Annotated in this window: 19 protein-coding genes; 1 reads left to right on the forward strand and 18 read right to left on the reverse strand. The window is 60.0% G+C overall.

Translation table 11 applies throughout. The features are described from left to right. Window positions 1-24: 24 nt before the first annotated feature. The 13 genes from ACR0LI_RS07900 to ACR0LI_RS07960 form a co-directional block, all read right to left on the reverse strand. Window positions 25-732, reverse strand: a complete 708-nt coding sequence (locus tag ACR0LI_RS07900) for an ABC transporter ATP-binding protein (RefSeq protein ID WP_480718286.1) — start codon at window positions 730-732, stop codon at window positions 25-27. Then, on the reverse strand, window positions 732-1,463 hold the full coding sequence (locus tag ACR0LI_RS07905; protein ID WP_171119617.1) for an ABC transporter ATP-binding protein: 732 nt from the start codon (window positions 1,461-1,463) through the stop codon (window positions 732-734). The genes ACR0LI_RS07900 and ACR0LI_RS07905 overlap by 1 nt, the downstream gene beginning before the upstream one ends. Continuing rightward, the gene (locus ACR0LI_RS07910) at window positions 1,460-2,407 is read right to left on the reverse strand and encodes a branched-chain amino acid ABC transporter permease (protein WP_171119494.1); all 948 of its coding nucleotides are present in this window, start codon (window positions 2,405-2,407) and stop codon (window positions 1,460-1,462) included. The genes ACR0LI_RS07905 and ACR0LI_RS07910 overlap by 4 nt, the downstream gene beginning before the upstream one ends. Before the next feature lies 1 nt (window position 2,408). Continuing rightward, window positions 2,409-3,260: a branched-chain amino acid ABC transporter permease gene (locus ACR0LI_RS07915; protein WP_171633515.1), complete on the reverse strand. Its 852-nt coding sequence runs from the start codon at window positions 3,258-3,260 to the stop codon at window positions 2,409-2,411. Window positions 3,261-3,325: 65 nt separating this feature from the next. After that, complete coding sequence (locus ACR0LI_RS07920) at window positions 3,326-4,606, reverse strand: ABC transporter substrate-binding protein (RefSeq protein WP_171170476.1); 1,281 nt, start codon at window positions 4,604-4,606, stop codon at window positions 3,326-3,328. Window positions 4,607-4,701: 95 nt separating this feature from the next. Next, window positions 4,702-5,112, reverse strand: a complete 411-nt coding sequence (locus tag ACR0LI_RS07925; RefSeq protein WP_171633517.1) for a Rid family hydrolase — start codon at window positions 5,110-5,112, stop codon at window positions 4,702-4,704. Further along, window positions 5,109-6,290, reverse strand: coding sequence for a malate dehydrogenase (locus tag ACR0LI_RS07930; RefSeq protein ID WP_480489801.1), 1,182 nt, complete (start codon window positions 6,288-6,290; stop codon window positions 5,109-5,111). The genes ACR0LI_RS07925 and ACR0LI_RS07930 overlap by 4 nt, the downstream gene beginning before the upstream one ends. Next, complete coding sequence (locus tag ACR0LI_RS07935) at window positions 6,290-6,913, reverse strand: BMC domain-containing protein (protein ID WP_480489799.1); 624 nt, start codon at window positions 6,911-6,913, stop codon at window positions 6,290-6,292. The genes ACR0LI_RS07930 and ACR0LI_RS07935 overlap by 1 nt, the downstream gene beginning before the upstream one ends. Continuing rightward, window positions 6,910-8,289, reverse strand: a complete 1,380-nt coding sequence (locus ACR0LI_RS07940; RefSeq protein ID WP_480718287.1) for an aldehyde dehydrogenase family protein — start codon at window positions 8,287-8,289, stop codon at window positions 6,910-6,912. The genes ACR0LI_RS07935 and ACR0LI_RS07940 overlap by 4 nt, the downstream gene beginning before the upstream one ends. Further along, window positions 8,289-9,473 (reverse strand): hypothetical protein, encoded by a 1,185-nt coding sequence (locus ACR0LI_RS07945; protein ID WP_480487113.1) that lies wholly within the window; start codon window positions 9,471-9,473, stop codon window positions 8,289-8,291. The genes ACR0LI_RS07940 and ACR0LI_RS07945 overlap by 1 nt, the downstream gene beginning before the upstream one ends. A 22-nt stretch (window positions 9,474-9,495) precedes the next feature. Further along, window positions 9,496-9,804 (reverse strand): BMC domain-containing protein, encoded by a 309-nt coding sequence (locus ACR0LI_RS07950; RefSeq protein ID WP_117869464.1) that lies wholly within the window; start codon window positions 9,802-9,804, stop codon window positions 9,496-9,498. Between the two features lie 40 nt (window positions 9,805-9,844). Next, the gene (locus tag ACR0LI_RS07955; RefSeq protein WP_152457497.1) at window positions 9,845-10,111 is read right to left on the reverse strand and encodes a EutN/CcmL family microcompartment protein; all 267 of its coding nucleotides are present in this window, start codon (window positions 10,109-10,111) and stop codon (window positions 9,845-9,847) included. Beyond that, window positions 10,111-11,403 carry a glutamine synthetase family protein gene (locus ACR0LI_RS07960; protein ID WP_171639763.1) on the reverse strand — a complete coding sequence of 431 codons (1,293 nt, stop codon included), beginning with the start codon at window positions 11,401-11,403 and terminating at the stop codon, window positions 10,111-10,113. Before ACR0LI_RS07960 ends, ACR0LI_RS07955 begins: the two co-directional genes overlap by 1 nt. Window positions 11,404-11,494: 91 nt before the next feature. Between ACR0LI_RS07960 and ACR0LI_RS07965 the strand changes: the two genes are divergently transcribed. Then, a complete protein-coding gene (locus tag ACR0LI_RS07965; protein WP_171723557.1) occupies window positions 11,495-12,634 on the forward strand; it encodes an FAD-dependent oxidoreductase in 1,140 nt (379 codons plus the stop codon). Here the strand turns inward: ACR0LI_RS07965 and ACR0LI_RS07970 are convergent. From ACR0LI_RS07970 to ACR0LI_RS07990, 5 genes are all read right to left on the reverse strand, one after another. After that, the gene (locus tag ACR0LI_RS07970; protein ID WP_171633536.1) at window positions 12,631-12,981 is read right to left on the reverse strand and encodes a YjiS-like domain-containing protein; all 351 of its coding nucleotides are present in this window, start codon (window positions 12,979-12,981) and stop codon (window positions 12,631-12,633) included. The genes ACR0LI_RS07965 and ACR0LI_RS07970 overlap by 4 nt on opposite strands. 87 nt (window positions 12,982-13,068) lie before the next feature. Continuing rightward, complete coding sequence (locus ACR0LI_RS07975) at window positions 13,069-13,764, reverse strand: type 1 glutamine amidotransferase (protein WP_480489798.1); 696 nt, start codon at window positions 13,762-13,764, stop codon at window positions 13,069-13,071. Then, window positions 13,761-15,185: an FMN-binding glutamate synthase family protein gene (locus ACR0LI_RS07980; protein ID WP_152457492.1), complete on the reverse strand. Its 1,425-nt coding sequence runs from the start codon at window positions 15,183-15,185 to the stop codon at window positions 13,761-13,763. The genes ACR0LI_RS07975 and ACR0LI_RS07980 overlap by 4 nt, the downstream gene beginning before the upstream one ends. Further along, the gene (locus ACR0LI_RS07985) at window positions 15,170-15,883 is read right to left on the reverse strand and encodes a GltB/FmdC/FwdC-like GXGXG domain-containing protein (protein ID WP_152457491.1); all 714 of its coding nucleotides are present in this window, start codon (window positions 15,881-15,883) and stop codon (window positions 15,170-15,172) included. Before ACR0LI_RS07985 ends, ACR0LI_RS07980 begins: the two co-directional genes overlap by 16 nt. After that, window positions 15,880-16,824, reverse strand: coding sequence for a class II glutamine amidotransferase domain-containing protein (locus tag ACR0LI_RS07990; protein WP_480619030.1), 945 nt, complete (start codon window positions 16,822-16,824; stop codon window positions 15,880-15,882). Before ACR0LI_RS07990 ends, ACR0LI_RS07985 begins: the two co-directional genes overlap by 4 nt. Window positions 16,825-16,852 lie beyond the last annotated feature (28 nt).

Consider the following 16,852-nt stretch of genomic DNA (forward strand, 5'->3'; position numbering starts at 1 on the left):
TGCCCGGCTTTCCAACCACGCCACTCAATGGCCGCCGAAATAGGCCTCGAGCAAGCGTTTGTCATTTCTCAGTTCGTCAGCCGTGCCCGACGTCTGCATCCGCCCGGACTCCAGCACATAGATGCGGCTGGCAAGCGACAGGGCAAAATTGGCATTCTGTTCCGTGATGACGACGGTCAGCCCGTATTCCTTGTTCAGCTGACGGACGACTTCGGCAATCTCGTGACAGATTTTCGGGGCAAGACCGATCGTCGGCTCATCGACAAGCAGCAGTTCCGGGCTGGTCATCAAGGCCCTGCCAAAGGACACCATCTGCCTTTCCCCGCCGGATTGGGTCGACGTCTCCTGCCCTTCCCGTTCTTGCAGACGCGGGAAAAGACTGTGCACCATCTCAAGGTTGTTTTCGATGTCGTCTCGTGCGGTGAAGGCCCCCACCATCAGGTTGTCGCGCACCGACATATAGGGGAACAGGTTGAACCGCTCGGGCGCATAGCCCACCCCGTGACGCACGATTTCCGAAGGGCTTCGACCGGCAAGGCTGTGCCCGCGCAACCGGATGTCGCCTTCGATTTTCACAAGGCCTATGATGCTGTCCAACAAGGTGGATTTACCTGCACCGTTCGGGCCGACCACGGCGACAATCTCACCGGGCTGCACCGTGATCGATATATCGGTCAACGCCTGGGCCTTGCCGTAAAACGCGGACAGGTTCTCGATTTCCAGATAGGACATCAGACGCTCCCCAGATACGAGGCCTGAACGGCCGTGTCGTTCATCACGTCGCTGAACGCGCCTTCGGCAATCATGGTGCCCCGCTCGATGGCGATGGCGCGGTCGATCAGCGGTTCCAGCGCCGGCAAATCATGGCTGACGATCAAAAAGGTCATCCCGTCCTTGCGCATGGATTGAATGAGATCGGAAATCTGCGCGATTTCACCGACTGTCAGACCTGCAAACACCTCGTCCAGCAACATGACACGCGGTGCGGTGGCCATGGTTCGGGCCATTTCAAGCTTGCGCAGATCACCCATGGCCAGTTCGGCGGGTGAGCGGCTCAGATCCGTTTCCGTGAACCCGACACTCAGCGCGAGCTCTTTTTCCCTGTCCGTATCCGGCGGCGAAACGATCATGCGCCAGATGTCGTCCGGCATCAGGCCCACCCTAATGTTTTCTGCAACACTCATGTCGCCGAACGGCCGAGGTATCTGATAGGTTCTACTGACCCCGGCCCGGATACGCTGAGGCGTCGACAGCGCCGAAATCTCATTGCCGAACAGCTCGATCGTACCGCTGTTCTGCCGCAATTCGCCCATGATCTGGCTGAATACCGTCGTCTTTCCCGCGCCATTCGGACCGATCAGGCCCAGCGACTCTCCTTCTTGCAGGGAAAAGGACAGATCATTCGTGGCCACCAGCCCGCCGAACCGTTTGACAAGACCGGAAACTTTCAGCGCAACGGTCATGCCAGCCCCCCTTTCCGCAGTCTTTGAAAGCCGCGTTGCACAAGTTCAACCAATCCTTTTGGTTGATACATGTAGAGAAGCAGTGCGATGGCACCGTAGACGAAATACCGTTCAGCCCCGGGAAGCACGGGGCGCAGGTATTCCAGAAGGAACGTCATGAAGAACGCACCGATCATGGGGCCGATGATGGTCGATGTTCCGCCCAGCAAGGCCGCCACGATGATGGTGAAAAGAAAGTTGATGTCAAACAGCGCGCGGGGCGCAAGTGAGCCCAGATAATGGACATAGAACGCTCCGCCCAGACCTGCGATGAACGCGCTGGTCAGAAACGCAAAGGCCTTCAACCGCGTGGTGCTGAGGCCCGAACCGCGCACGCTTTCTTCATTCATCCCGATGGCGGCCAGTGCAGTGCCCAGCCGGGTTTTCATCAGCAGCCACATGCTGACCGCCACGCTGAGCATCAAGGCCGTGGACAGGTAGTAGCCGTTTGCCGCGCCTCGTGTCAGGGTTTGAATTCCCGACATCCCGCGTGTGCCGCCGGTCAGATCCGGACGGATCACCTGAACCAGCTGATAGAGCAGCTCCATGAAAGCCAGTGTGACCAGCGCGAAGTAGCTGCCGCGAATGCGCAGAGCGGGCAACAACACAATCAGGCCTGCGATCATCGTAACCAACACGGCCACAGGGATTGAGATTTCGACTGGCACGTCAAACCGTTTGGTCAGGATGGCAGTCGTATAGGCCCCGATACCGATCAGGAAGGGATGCCCGAAACTCACATACCCGGTCCTGCCCGACAGCACATCCCAGCTGATGGCGAAGATGGCCAGATAGTTGGCAAAGATCATCGTGCGCAGCGTCCCGTTCGAGACGACCTGGGGCAACAGCAGCATCCCCGCAATCAGGCCGCCCCAAAGGACAAAGTGAAACCAGCGCAAACCCATGTTACAACTCCTCGCGGCCGAACAGGCCCTGCGGTCGCGTCACCAGCACGCCGATGATCAGCAGCATGGTGAAGACACCGCGCAGTTCCGGCGCCAGGGTGGCGACAACGATGACTTCGAGAAAGCCGACGATATGAGCAACGACCAGCGTGCCGATGATCGACCCGATGCCGCCCACAATGACGACGGCCACCGAGATGATCAGAGGTGCAACCCACATTGACGGCGAAAGCTGCGTATAGCTGGCGAAAAATACGCCGCCCAGCGCACCCAGTGCCCCTGAGATACCCCATGTGATCAGGTTGATCCGATCCGGGTCGATCCCTGAAATCGCGGCCCCCTTGGCGTCCATCGACACCGCCTGCATCGCCCGCCCCGTATGTGTCAGGCGGACAAAAGCATACAGGCCCAGCAAAATGGCCCAACTGATCATCGTTGCGATCAGGATATTATAGGTGACGGACGCTCCGGCCACGTTGATCACGCCCGGCACGATCGGCAGCAGGATCTTGCTGCTGTCGCCAAAGACAAGAACGATCCCGGCCTGAATCACGACCGCCAGGATCAGCGTCGATATTTCGACGGCTACGTGATCCCCTTTCAGGGTCTTGACGATCAGGCGGTATTTCAGCACCCCCATCAGAACGCCCAGAACCACGGCCACCGCGACGCCCATCAGCTTTGGCATTCCCAGCGTCTGGGACACCCAGAAATACATATACCCGCCGACCATCAGATAGGCACCGTAGGCCAGGTTCAGGACCCGACCGATGCTGAAGATCAGCGTGAAGCCCATTGCGATAAGCGCATAGAGACCGCTGAGCAAAAGCCCCTGGATCAGTATCTGCAACATGTAAGGATCCCTGGCTGCGGGTGCGCGCGCCCGCGCACCCATTTCAAGCTAAGCGAACGGACAGGTTACTGTTTGACCCAGCTTGGCAAAGTGAATTCACCCGTCGCGTATTTCTCGGGATAGACAACGGCGGCGGTGCCGTCCTCGTACCACTGGACCACGACCATTGACGGCGCGGCATCGTCGAACGGCTCGGACAGATCAAAACGGATATTGTGCGGGTAAGTACGGCCAGTCACGGGCTCTACCTCGTCATCGCCCCAGAATGCGTAACGCAGCCACAACTGGCCATCCAGTTCTAGAACCAGATCCTGTTTCTTCATCGCATCGGCCCAGCCTTCGACATTGTCGAAACCGCCAGCCTCTTCGGCTGCGGCCATCGCCTGTTTTAGCCCATGATAGGCGTTGAACCCGTTGAAATGCGGCAGCAGCGGGCGGCTGTCATACTTCGCCTGATAGGTATCGACAAACTCTTGGCTGGCCGGATCGAGCCGAAACCCGACCGAAGGGATCGGAGACAGGGTCGAGATACCGCCACCGGCACCACCCGTATCTTCCCAATATTCCATACCCAGCGCAGCGACGTTCACGCCCGTCATCGCCATCGGCACCTGGAGTTTCACGTATTGCGATGAGACAACCTGCGAATTCACCGACGAGACCTGATAGATGAAGTCCGCCCCGGTATCCTGCGCACGGCTGAAGATCGGAGCAAAATCGACGGTGGCGACGTCATACGTGATGATGTCCTTGACCTCGATACCCGCAACCGGTGCAAGCGCTTCGGTGACAAGGCCGGTGATCGCCTCGCCAAAGGCCGTATCTTCCGCCAGAATGACGACGGAATCCCACCCCATTTTTTCCTTCAGAACATCCGCGCCAAAGTTGATGTACAACGTGGCCAGCGCCTCATCCGAGGCGATGTTCATGAAATAGGGCGCCATGCTTTCAGGGTCTTCGACCACCATGTCGATGATGCCGATGTAGGATGTCCAGGTGTCCAGCGTCGGAATCCGGTATTCCTGCATGCGGGGCAGCCATCCCAGCGACACATCGTCAATCGAGCCCGAGATGATGAAATCAACCTCTTCCGTTTCCGCAAGGTATTCATAGGCCCGGATGCCCTCGGTCGGGTCCTGTCCGGTATCCGCCGAGACCAGGGTGATCTGTTCGCCCATCACGCCGCCATTTGCGTTGAGCTCTTCAATCGCAATCTCGGCCCCGCGCAGCGTCGACAATCCGGTGTCCGAGGAAAGCGACCCAATGAATCCTACCTTGATTTCCGCTCCGGCCGCCGAGGCCATGAGCGCGATGCATGTTCCGCTGAGCAGCGCTGTCTTGATCATCACATTAGCTCCCTGTGTCTCATTATGCCTTCTTGTATTCTGTATACAGTACACAAGACGATGGTTCGATCAATTCCTTTCTTGAAGACTCATGTTCAGAATCCGCTGATTTCGCCGTTTTCATGGTGGATCACGGCATCCACGTCGATTTCCACCATCAGCCCCGGCTGAGTCAGCCCAGCCTGAACAGCCGTCAGAACCGGATCGATCCCCTTAAAAACTTCGCCATGCGCCTGCGCGAACGCGCCCGCTTGGGAGAGATCGGTCAGATAGGCGCGAACCCGCCCCACATGTCGCAGTTCGGCGCCAACCTCTTTCAGTGCGTCATCGATGCGAGACAGGATGTAAAAGGTCTGCGCACCAACGTCCCCGGGCGCGTGGATGCGGCCCGTCGGCTCGATGGCCGTTGTTCCGGCAACCCAGACAAAGGGGCCGATGCGCTTGGCCCGAGAGTACGAGGCCACCTCTTCAAACCGTCCGCCGGATTTCCAAAAACGCAGGGTCACAGGCCCAGCCTCACCCGGATCGCTTCGGCCGCGTTTTGCAATGCCGCGTTTTCTTCGGCGGTTAACCGCAACTCCTCGACCTCAACCAATCCGCCTGCACCCAGATGGGCTGGCACGCCCAGCACGACACCGTCGATGCCGTATTCCCCGTGCAGCATGACCGAAACCGGAACCGGGCCTGTACGCGCGCCCCGAATGTGATCAATCAATTCGATCGAGGCATGAGCCGGAGCTATCGTTGCAGAACCTGATTTCCGAAGCGCGACCACCTGACCGCCCCCGGTGATCGCATCCTGAACACAGGCTTCGATCTGTTCGCGGGACAGAAATACATCCAGCGGACGGCCTTTGATCCTGGCGCGGCTGGGGATCGGGGCCATTTCGTCCCCATGACTGCCAAGCGTGAAGGCTTCGACGTCCGCAGGCGTGACACCCGCAGCCATTGCCAGCGCGTTGCGAAACCGGCTGCTGTCCAGCGTTCCTGCCATACCCAAAACCTGTTCGCGGGGGAAACCTGTTGCACGCAGCATCTCGACCGTCATTTCGTCCAGCGGGTTGGTCACCACGATCACGATGGCATTTGGTGCGGCTGACCGGATCGCTTCGGCCGACTGACGGATCACGCGGGCATTCACATCGATCAGATCGGCACGTGTCATGCCCGGACGGCGGGCTCGTCCGGCCGTGACGACGACCACATCCGCCCCGGCCACCAGATCCATCGCTTCGCCACCGACACATCGGGCCCGCGCACCGGTGATCCCGGACGTATGATTTAGGTCCAGCGCAGTCGAAGCCGCCAAACCCGGAGTGATGTCGATCAGCGCGATTTCATCCGCCATGTCCGCCATTGCCGCCAGATGCGCGATATTGCCGCCAACACCCCCCGCCCCGATCAAGGCAAGTTTGCCCAGCCTGCGGGCTTTGCGCGGCGCACGCGAAGGGGCAACCCATTTGGGTGAACGGCGATACAGCACCCGGCGCATGGAAACAGCACCATCCGTACGCGGCGGTTTCGGTCGCTCGAGCGGGCCATCCACTAAGGAGATACCAACACGCTCTGCGGTTTCACGCGCAAGGGCCGTCACGATGTCACCCGGCAAAACCTCGAATACGATCCTGCCCCGACGGCGCGCATCCTCGACCGCATCCGAGCCTATGACGCGTGGTGTTGCCATCAGCCGTCCTGCCCGTCCACCGCCTCGATTGCACGCGTCGCGGCCTCGACGGCGGTTTTGACCGAATTTTCAGACCCCGAGATGAACAAGCGACCAAACCGCCCCACCGCACGCACCTCGACGATGTCAATCTCGGCGGCCTTTTCGGCCTCATTCGCGGCAATCGAGATATAGGCGGCCGGCGCGCATTCCACGATCCCCAACGTCTGCCCCGGCACGATCAATGCGCCCTTGCGCCATTTGTTCAAAAGCTGCGCCTGATAGGGCTCGACACTTGTGATGATTTGCGTGGAACTGATGGCAGGCTTCAATCGATCCGTCATGGAAGCCCCAAGTTCGGCCAGCATCGCGTCCCGTGCAGCGGACACTTCGGCGTTTGAAGGCGAGCGGAGGATGAAGAATCCGAACTCGCGCTCGACCATCTGCGTCGTCGCTTCGACCGAGGACGACTTGAGCGCCCGGTCGATCAGCGAGAATACACCATTGCCCGGCGCGAACTCTCCGATCAGCACGGTGTCACCGGACAAAGGCACTGACCCTTGCACCGTCGCGCCGTTGTAGGCGGCGAATTTCGGTTGCAGGTTGTCGATCTGCATCAGCGCCCGGATCGTGATCTCGCTCATGCGCCATACTCCTCGTAAATGTCGCGCCAGGGTCTGCTTTCATACGCGACCCGCTTGATGTTGATGAGATGCAGGGCGGTGACGTTGTCCGAGGTGATCGACCCCGACCACGTACCGGTACCCAGCATAAAGGATGGTTCAAGGTCGGTGGAATACCCCATGCCGCCCATGATCCCCGGCGTATTCACCAGGACCCGCCCCGTGGGCACGGTGGAAAACCGAGCGACTACCTCGGGGTCATCGGCATGGATGACCGAGGAATGTCCCCAACCTTCGAATTTGGCAATGGATTGCGCCAGTTCGATGCCGTGATCGGTGGACTTCGCCTCGTAAAAGGCCAGCACCGGGTTCAGCTTTTCAGCCGAAAGCGGGCGTTGCCACCCCACTTCGGTCTCTTCCGACACCAGGCAGCGCGTGCGCGGCGGAATCGAGAACCCCGCAGCATCGGCCAGCGCCTGAGGGCTTTGGCCGACGCGTTCGGGATCCATTGCCTGAACACCCTTGAAGATGACCCGAGCCAGCCGATCGGCCTCGGCCGGGGTACAGAAATAAGCGCCTTTGAGTTTCAGTTCATGGCGCAGATCGCGTGCAATTTCAGGATCGGCGACCACGGCCTGTTCGCTGACACAAGCCGTGCCATAGTCAAAGCTTTTTGACGTCACGATCATCTCGGCAACTTCGGACAGATCGCGCGCCTTGGACTTGTGCACGTAACACGGCACGTTCCCCGCCCCGACCGCAAGCGTCGGTTTGCCGCTGGAATAGGCAGCCTTGACCATGGCAGGGCCACCTGTCGCCATGACAACCGACGTGCGGCGATGCTTCATCAACTCGGCGGTGCCCTGAATGGTCACGGCGTCCAGGCATTGTATCAACCCTTTGGGCGCGCCCATCTGTTCGGCAACGCGCGCCATGATGCGGACGGTTTCCTTCCCGCATTCCACGCCGCGCGGATGCGGGGCACAGACGACGGCATTTCCCGCCTTCACCGCAGACAGAACCTTGTAGATGATCGTGGAGGTCGGATTTGTCACCGGGATAAGCGCCGCGACCACACCCATCGGCTCTCCGAAAGCCGCGATCTTTGTCGCATCGTCCCGCCACAGCAGGCCCAGCGTCGTGACATCCCGCAGGTAATCGGCGACCGACAAGGCGTTAAACAGATTCTTGACCCGCTTGTCTGCTACGTTGCCGTACCCGGTTTCCTCGACCGCCAATTGCCCCAAACGTTCGGCTTCAGGTTCGATCGCCCTAGCCATGGCATCGACGATGGCATCCACCTGTGTCGGGTCGGTACCGAGAAAGGCGCGATAGGCTTCGAAAGCCGTTTCAGCAGCGCGCCGTGCGGTGGCGATGGATTTCAGATCAGCGTCCATCACGAGGCTCCGGTGGCAATGGTGTCAAAGATACGGCGGGCCTGATCGACATCGCCTGCGGAAATTCCGATGGTTTCCAGCCTGCGCCCGGACGCGGCCACGTCAGCGCCCAGGATGCGATCCGTCATGCAGATCAGACTTTCCGTCAGAGGCGCAGTCAAACCTGCGATCTGTGCGGCGGAAACAAGGGGCACCAATGATCCCAAGACGCCATCGCGCATCAACTGACGCGCGGCCTGCCGATCCGGGACCGGACGCGCGCCCGCCCCCCGCTCGGCGCCGGCATAGGTCGCGATCCAGTCATCGGTCTCGGGCAGGTTTCGAACGCCAAAGGCCTTAGCGACCTGCCGCCTTTCGCTAGCCAACCCGTGGATCACCTCATGCTGTTCCGGCCCTATGAGCGCAGAGAATGTCCGGTTGCCTTCCAGCGGCACCCCGCCCATCGGCACATCCGGTCCACCGGCCCCCAGCCCCGCGCCACCAAGGATCAACGCCGGAATCTCGACCGCTGCGGAAAGATCGGCAAAGCCTGAGGCCAGAACCGAATCCAGCGGCTTGATGTTCGAAAGATAGGGTTGCAGCGCTTCAAGAACGTCCGCGCGGCCTCGGGGCAATGTCGCAGCCGCCATCGGTGCCGCCTGCGTCAGGGTCAGGCCCGCACCTTCGGCCTGGTACCAGTATGGCAGGCCCTGCGCCTCGACCAGAGTGACGTCGGCAGTGCAGCCGCCTATTCGCAGCATCCAGACCGCTTCGACCGCGCCCAAAGAGCGACCGGGCGCCAGAACAAGCACCTGCCCATCGTGCAGATGATCGGCCAGCACCATCGCATAGGTGCGCTGTTTGTGGATCGGTCCGGTCAGAAAGATCGCCTGTGCGTCCTGCACTGCTGCATCCAACTCTGCCGTGGTGCGGATTGAAGGCCCGTCGCGATCCACCTGATACGTGCCCACAGGCCCTTCGCCGCGAATGCCAATGCCCGAGGATTGGGCAAGCAATGACAGTTCCGCCCCATAGGCCGAAAACAGTGTAACCTCAGCCCCTTCCGCCAGACACAGTGCTGCCAGAAGACGGGCATCCGAGCCGCCACCCAATACTGCAATGCGCTCAAACCTTTGGGCAACAGGTGCATCCCGTGTCGCGCCACGTGTCACCGCGCGCGTGAAATCCTCGAAACCGGCTGACATGGTACCTCCTCAAAGGGGTTGATCAGGCCGACGACCCGGCACCCAGCCCGTCGATGATTGCCTCAAGCTCGTCATGCGGCCGCGCGATCACGTGAACCGAGACCACCTCGCCCACCTTGTTGGCCGCTGTCGCGCCTGCATCGGTGGCGGCTTTGACCGCGCCGACCTCACCGCGCACAAGGGTCGTCACCAACCCGCCGCCAGCTTTAGTCTGACCCACGATGGCAACGCTGGCTGCCTTGACCATCGCATCGGCGGCTTCAATCGCGCCGACCAGGCCGCGTGTTTCGATCATGCCCAGGGCCATCTGCCCCGCCACTGGTTTCGCCATTTTCTGTTCCTCCAAAAATAGATGTTTCGCGTATTGTGATTCAGGTCGTCGAGACGCGGTCGATCACCGCGATGATGGCCATGTCCACAGGGGCCGTGGACAACCCGGCCGCCATGCGGGCCGCAGACCCGCTGACAACCAGCACCGTATCCCCGACCCCAGCGCCGCAGGTATCGACCGCAACCCGCGCGGGATCGATCAGGCTGCCCTTGCTGTCGACCAGATCCGTCACCAGCAGCTTTGCTCCGACCAGCCTGGCGTCCTTGGCAGTTGCCGTGACAGTTCCAGCGACCTTGCCCAAGTGCATCAGAACGCCCTCAGGTAGCGGTCCAGTTCGACCTGTGTGACCTGTTGATTGAAGAATTCCAGCTCTCGCTCGGCCTGTTGCAGGACCAGTTCCCACTGCATTTCACCCATGACATCGCGCAGCCATTCCGACCCGCGCGCCAGATCGATGGCGGTTGGCAAATCGGTTGGAATTGGATCTCCGATCCCTTCTTCATACCCGTTGCCTGTCGTCGGCTCCGAAGGGGACAGCCCCTGTTCGATCCCGTCAAGCCCGGCGGCAATCTCGGCCGCAAGCAACAGATACGGGTTGGCGTCCGCACCGGCATCGCGCTTTTCCACCCGCACGGCACTGTCCGAGCCTTCGATGACACGGATACCAACCGTCCGGTTGTCATAGCCCCAGCTCGTGTTGATCGGGCAGAAGGTATAGGGCTGGCGACGGCGATATCCGTTGACCGTGCCGCTGCCGCAAATCGCCGTCTCGCACATGCGCTTTTGCAGGCCTGCGATGAAGGATTTTCCGGTGTCGTTGATCTTGCCGTTGTCGGCAAAGGCGTTTTTGCCGTCTTTCCACAGCGAGTAGTGCGTATGAAACCCGTTGCCCGATTGATCAAAAAACGGCTTGGGCATGAAAGTCGCCAGATAGTCGTGCGCGATCCCCAACTGGCGGATCAGGGATTTGAACAGAACGACACGATCCGCAGCTGCCAAAGCTTCACCATAACGAATGTTGACCTCGATCTGGCCGGCCGCATATTCCGGGTTCGACTGTTCGATGGGAATGCCACATTCGTTGATCTGCTGACGGATCGGGCCAACGATGTGTTCCATCCGGGCGGCGCGGCCCAGGCCATAGACCTGGATGCCCGTGTCGCGGGGCTGGCCGGTTTCTGGGTCCAGCAGATAGAACTCCAATTCCGTGCCGACATTCACCTCGAACCCCATGTCGCGGGCCCGGTCCACCTGCCGCACCAAAGCCTGGCGCGGATCGATCGGCACCGGTTTGTGATCCATGCCCTCAGCGCGGCCAAAACAGACGGCCACGCCCGGTTCCCACGGGACAGCAACAGGCTTTGTCATCGGAAAGACATGCATGTCGGGATAGCCATTGTCGAAATTGACGTAAGGCGTATCCCAGACGTCGCAGGTCATATCGATCGCCAGCAGTGCAATCGACAGAGCATTGCCGCTTTTGCAGACATGATCCCAATGGCTGGCCGGAATGCGCTTGCCACGCATGATGCCGTTGAGATCCCCGACACCAAGAATGACGGTATGTGTGCCCTCGGGCAGATCAAACCCCGAACTCATTTGCGCGTGCTCCCTGTTTTTAGCTTTATAATTGTTGTATTCTGTATACAGTATTCACAAAGCCAGTCAGGAAACAAGGAAAATCTGCGCCATGTCCAAAAGCTCGGTCATCGTTGTCGGAGGCGGCATAGTCGGCGTCATGACGGCGCTTACACTGCAACGGCGCGGCGAGGCCGTGACATTGATCGACAGGTGGGAGCCGGGACATTCCCGTGCATCTTCAACAGATTACAACCGGGTGATTCGCGCCATATCCGGGCGGGACGAGTTCTATACACGCTGGGCGCGCGAAAGCCGCCTGCGCTGGCTGGAGCTGCAAGCCGAAAGCGGCCAGAACCTGATGTATGAATGCGGCGCCTTGATTCTGGCGACGGCGGGGCATTGCGACTGGGAAGACGCAACCGCACAAACTTTCGACCGGGTCGGGGTGCCCTATTACAAATTCGGTCGGTCGGATATCGAATCGCGGTTCCCTCAGTTCAAGGTCACCGACATCGAATATGCGCTGTTCGAACCCGAAGCCGGAATGCTGATGGCGCATCGATGCGTTCTGACCGGTTTGGATCTGTTCCGAAAGGCAGGAGGCAAAGTACAACGTGGTCGCGTCACCACGGATGGATCGGAACGTCCGATGCTTGACGGCAAACCGCTCGAGGCTGATCTGATCATCATGGCGACTGGCCCATGGATGGCTGACATGTTTCCCAGATCGATCAAGCCGATCTCGACCGTGGTTGGCGTTAATGTCCTCTACACCTCAACACCCGACGGGTCGGAAGATTTCGACATGAGCCGGATGCCCTGCTGGATCGATCACGGGCAAGGGTCATTTGGTCTGCCGTCGTCCGAAGGCTCCGGCGTAAAGGCGGCGGTTGTCATCCCGGACAAGATCGATCTGGACAATGATGAACGGCTGATCCGCCAGGAAACACTGGGCCGCACACGCAGCTATATCCGCCACCGGCTTCCCGGTTTAGAGGGGCAAAGGGTCGTGGATTCCAAGTTTAACCAGATCATTCTGACCCCGGATACACATTTCATTGTCGACTGGCACCCCGAGCATGAAAACGTGCTGTTCGCCGGCGGATGCTCTGGCCATTTGTTCAAGCACGCCCCGGTGTTTGCAGAATTTGCAGCAGGCGTTGGGCTGAAGGATTTTGGAACCGCGGACCGGTTCAAGATCAGCGGCCGCAGAAAGCTGAGCCCGAAGGAAAGCCCCAGTGGACGCTAACCATCCAGAAGGGCGCGATAAATTCCAGCATTTGGGCATTTGCCCTGGGGAAGTCGCGCGCCCGCCCGGATCGCGTCACGGCAGGTTTCGGCCTGAAGGCAGTGCCCGCATTTTTCCGCCAGTTCCAACCCCAGCTCGGGGTGCGCGTTCAGGTCTGCCTCGGTCAGTCCGAATTGTCCGGCCATGGCGAGTATACGCTCTCGTGCCTGTGGTGCGCCCGATCGCAACATGGCCAGATCCGCGCGGGACAAGCCAAGGTCTGAAAGCTCTCTGTCACTCAGGTTTTCATCCCGAGGTGAGCTGACGATGCGCGCTATTTTCTGAAAGAAATCTGTGTATCCCGACATATCGCGGCCTCCTCCACCACGTTATGGATACAGTATACACAGTGTTTCAAAGCCGGAATTGATCAGGATCAAGCGGGTTTTCAGGTTTTACGTCCGACCGCAGGCATTGCGAAACAAGTCAACCGCCTGCGCGGCGGCCAGATCCTTCGGCACATGTGCCATCTCAATCGAGGCCAGCCCCTCATCCGCCTTTTGCGGTGCAAGGAACACGTCGCGCCCGCGCACGAACAATTCACGCAGATGGCTTGCCCGGTATTCGGGATGGAATTGCACGGAACGGGCCGGGAAATCATAATCCAAGGCCCCTACCGGGCAGTGATCCGCCGACCCTGTCACCTGCGCCGAAGGCGGAACCTGCGTGACCTGATCCTGATGCCAGACAAAGGCATCTACGCTGGTTCCACCATAGTCGAAGCCTCGTGCGCCGACGACATTGCCGATCTCGGCCTTCTCGGCTTTGCCGCCATAGACATCCGCCATGATCTGATGACCAAAGCAGATGCCGAATACCGGCTTGGCATGGTCCCGGCACAACTCCAAGAAATCGCGAAGGGGCCGCATCCACTCCGTGTCATCGTAGACGCCGAATTCGGACCCTCCGACAACAACCCCATCAAAATCCCCGAGCTGAGGCAATGCCTCGCCATCAACCACATCCACCGTGGAAAATCGGGCTTCGGGCAGATGTGGTTCAAGCCATGCGCGGATCTGCTGGGCCGTACGCGGCAGCCCCTCAAGCAGCGGCAATGGATGAAGGGTCAACTCAAGAAGCGCGATCCTCACCAGTCGAAGGCCCGGTCGATGCCCGCCATCTTGACGCCGGTAAAGGCCGAGGCCTGAAAACTGAGCGCGCGCAGATCTTCGGTTTCCAGATTGTGCACCGAAGATTTGCCGCAGGCCTTGGCAAGCGCCGTGATCTCCATTGTCATCGCGGTCAGATACCGCGCGACGCGCTCTGCACCTGCATGCGGGTTCATACGCGCCTCAAGGTCAGGATCCTGCGTTGCGATCCCAACCGGGCAACGGCCCGTATGGCAGTGATGGCACGCCCCCGGCGATGTTCCCAGCGCCTGGTAATCGTCCAGATATCTGGGAGTGTTGCATCCCAGCGCGACCATCGCGGCATTCCCGATCATGACCGCATCCGCCCCAAGCGCCAGACATTTGGCCGCGTCCACACCTGATCGAATCCCGCCCGCGGCGACAAGCGAGACCTTGCCGCTCATCCCGCACTCATCCAGCGCTTCGCGTGCCGCGCGTATGGCACTCATGGTCGGTATGCCCGTGTGATTCAGCAGCAACTCGGGTGACGCACCGGTGCCGCCCTCGGCCCCGTCCACCACGACCACATCCGCACCCGCCTTTGCAGCCACGGCCACGTCGAACCGCGGCCGCGTGGCCCCCATCTTGATAAAGATTGGCACCTGATAGTTCGTGGCGATGCGCAATTCCTCGATTTTGACGGCCAGATCGTCAGCCCCAAGGAAATCGGGGTGCCGGATGGTGGATCGCTGATCGACCCCTTCGGGCAAAGTGCGCATTTCGCTGACCCGCGGGCTGACCTTCATTCCCAGCAGCAGACCGCCGGTGCCCGGTTTGGCCCCCTGCCCGACCACCAGTTCAAGCGCATCGGCGCGGCGCAGGTGATCCAGATCGACCCCATAGCGGGCAGGCGACATCTGGTAGAGCAGGCGTTGGGAGGCTTCGCGCTCCTCTTCCAGCATGCCGCCTTCGCCGGTGCAGGTCATGGTGCCCACCTTCGAGGCACCATAACCAAGCGACGCCTTGGCCGAGGCCGAGAGCGCGCCGAAAGACATCGATGCGATATAAATCGGGATTTTCAGTTCCAGCGGCCGTTCCACCAATCCGCGCCCACCGCCAAGAACCGTCGTCGTATCGCAGCTCTCGCGGTATCCTTCCAGCGGAAGGCGGGTCATCGTCGCCGGGACAAATGTCAGATCGTCGAATGTCGGCAACTGCTTGTTGAACGTGTTGTAGCCACGCACCTGATACCGCCCAAGCTGCGCCAATGCGTGAACTTCCGATATCGCTTCGGGCGTCCAGCGGGTTGATCCCCCTTCATCATAAGACGAAGGCACACCAGCCGGTCGTCCATCGACCGCACCTGCGTCGCGGAACCGTATTTCTTCCTCTGACGCGACCTCGAACGGGTAGTCATAGGGTTTACTCAGATCATGAGCCATGCGCTTGCGTCCCTGCTTTCAAAATACCAAAGGCGCTGGCCAGAGACCATTTTGCGCCAGTTACGAGAGCTGTCGACAAGCCCCAGAGGGTCAAGGATCGCATCGACCTCGGCCACCTCTTCGGCAGTGGGTTCGATCACCGAGACGTCCACACCCAGGCTGTCAACTTCGCCTGCGACCCAAACCTCGCCTTGCCACAAAGCGTCCGCACAGGATTCACCCGCACCGCCCAGCGCAATGATGCGTCCCGCATGCGCCATGAAACCGGATTGGTATCCGATCTTGCCCTCGACCACGATGTTGCCGCCCTTCATGGCAACACCGACACGCGGCCCGGCATCACCTTTGACATGAATGGTGCCGCCAATCATCGCCGCCCCGCAGGACATGCCCGCATAGCCACCGACAGTGATGTGACCCTTGGCCATCCCTTCGCCCACGGCCCACCCGCAATTGCGTTCGATAGAGATGTTGGCGCCAGTGTTCAGACCGCCGCAATAGTATCCCACCGAACCTTCGAAAGTGATGTCCACATTGTCCGGCAGGCCCACGCCCAGATTGTGTCGCGACAGCGTATCGACAACCCGGATCGGCCGTCCTGATGCGCAGGCTGCCATGATATCCCGGTTCACCTCACGAATGTGCCGCTTGCCGACTTCGATGACGATTTCATCCATCTGTCTTGCTACCTCGCTCATGCTGCCAGGCTCCGGTTGCCGACGCCCCAGATGCCGGTCAGCGACGGGCCATCATAGTTGATCACGTCGCATTCTTCGGCCATCACGCGACGCACCGCCTGTTCTTCGGTCGCGGCAGCCAGATCGCCATTGCGATTGACCACAACCAACGGCTTCATCGCGAACCGATCCTTGGCAAATCCGATCCCGTCCGGCGTTGCGATCATGTAGGTGAATACACCGTCGATAGAGGTAATCGACTTCTTCAGCGCCTGTTCCATCGTCAGACCCGCTTTCATCTGGTCACTGACCCAGACCGCAATCAACTCGCTGTCATTCTCGGTCAGAAAGCGATAGCCCTTTCGGCTCAACTTGTCGCGCCATGTGAAATAATCGGTGATCTGGCCGTTATGCACGATCGCCACATCCGAAAACGGCCGCGCCCAGAACGGGTGTGAAGCGTTGGGCAGAACCGAGCTTTCCGTCGCAAGCCGCGCGTGGCCAAGACCATGGGTGCCGATGATGTCGCGCACGCCATGCTTTTCGGCAACCGCTTCGGCGCCGCCGATGTCCTTGATGATCTCAAGACTGCGGCCGCAGGACTGCACTTCGAACCGGTCCGTCAGCTCATCTGCATCCCGCACCCAGGCCTGCAAATCAGTCGGGTCCGAGATTTCCGCGCGAAAGCAATAATGCCGGTTCTCATCGGTTACGATCTTCGGATCGGACAGAAAGCCAGAGCCGTGATCCTTCAACACCGCCTCAAACGCATTCAGGTCAGCATCCTGCCGGGATTTGTCAAATCCCATCCCTCGTAAAACATATCCGGTGTCTCGTGGCGGTCCATAAACTGCAAACCCGGTGCTGTCTGCGCCACGGTGTTCCTGCGCATCCATCAGGTCTACCAGGTCCGCCCCGACCTGCCCGGGTGCGGTAAGAATCCTTCCAGCGATTCCACACATGAAGAGCTCCCTGTTCAACTGTGTTTGT

The sequence above is a fragment of the Ruegeria sp. CL7 genome (assembly GCF_056536445.1).

What these genes read in the sequence shown, in the direction of transcription:
- ACR0LI_RS07985 (WP_152457491.1), bottom strand. Translation starts at nt 15,883, where the DNA reads ATGAGCGAGGTAGCAAGACAGATGGATGAAATCGTCATCGAAGTCGGC.
- ACR0LI_RS07965 (WP_171723557.1), top strand. Translation starts at nt 11,495, where the DNA reads ATGTCCAAAAGCTCGGTCATCGTTGTCGGAGGCGGCATAGTCGGCGTC.
- ACR0LI_RS07970 (WP_171633536.1), bottom strand. Translation starts at nt 12,981, where the DNA reads ATGTCGGGATACACAGATTTCTTTCAGAAAATAGCGCGCATCGTCAGC.
- ACR0LI_RS07955 (WP_152457497.1), bottom strand. Translation starts at nt 10,111, where the DNA reads ATGCACTTGGGCAAGGTCGCTGGAACTGTCACGGCAACTGCCAAGGAC.
- ACR0LI_RS07960 (WP_171639763.1), bottom strand. Translation starts at nt 11,403, where the DNA reads ATGAGTTCGGGGTTTGATCTGCCCGAGGGCACACATACCGTCATTCTT.
- ACR0LI_RS07930 (WP_480489801.1), bottom strand. Translation starts at nt 6,290, where the DNA reads ATGGCAACACCACGCGTCATAGGCTCGGATGCGGTCGAGGATGCGCGC.
- ACR0LI_RS07935 (WP_480489799.1), bottom strand. Translation starts at nt 6,913, where the DNA reads ATGAGCGAGATCACGATCCGGGCGCTGATGCAGATCGACAACCTGCAA.
- ACR0LI_RS07915 (WP_171633515.1), bottom strand. Translation starts at nt 3,260, where the DNA reads ATGTTGCAGATACTGATCCAGGGGCTTTTGCTCAGCGGTCTCTATGCG.
- ACR0LI_RS07905 (WP_171119617.1), bottom strand. Translation starts at nt 1,463, where the DNA reads ATGACCGTTGCGCTGAAAGTTTCCGGTCTTGTCAAACGGTTCGGCGGG.
- ACR0LI_RS07945 (WP_480487113.1), bottom strand. Translation starts at nt 9,473, where the DNA reads ATGTCAGCCGGTTTCGAGGATTTCACGCGCGCGGTGACACGTGGCGCG.
- ACR0LI_RS07990 (WP_480619030.1), bottom strand. Translation starts at nt 16,824, where the DNA reads ATGTGTGGAATCGCTGGAAGGATTCTTACCGCACCCGGGCAGGTCGGG.
- ACR0LI_RS07980 (WP_152457492.1), bottom strand. Translation starts at nt 15,185, where the DNA reads ATGGCTCATGATCTGAGTAAACCCTATGACTACCCGTTCGAGGTCGCG.
- ACR0LI_RS07900 (WP_480718286.1), bottom strand. Translation starts at nt 732, where the DNA reads ATGTCCTATCTGGAAATCGAGAACCTGTCCGCGTTTTACGGCAAGGCC.
- ACR0LI_RS07950 (WP_117869464.1), bottom strand. Translation starts at nt 9,804, where the DNA reads ATGGCGAAACCAGTGGCGGGGCAGATGGCCCTGGGCATGATCGAAACA.
- ACR0LI_RS07910 (WP_171119494.1), bottom strand. Translation starts at nt 2,407, where the DNA reads ATGGGTTTGCGCTGGTTTCACTTTGTCCTTTGGGGCGGCCTGATTGCG.
- ACR0LI_RS07920 (WP_171170476.1), bottom strand. Translation starts at nt 4,606, where the DNA reads ATGATCAAGACAGCGCTGCTCAGCGGAACATGCATCGCGCTCATGGCC.
- ACR0LI_RS07940 (WP_480718287.1), bottom strand. Translation starts at nt 8,289, where the DNA reads ATGGACGCTGATCTGAAATCCATCGCCACCGCACGGCGCGCTGCTGAA.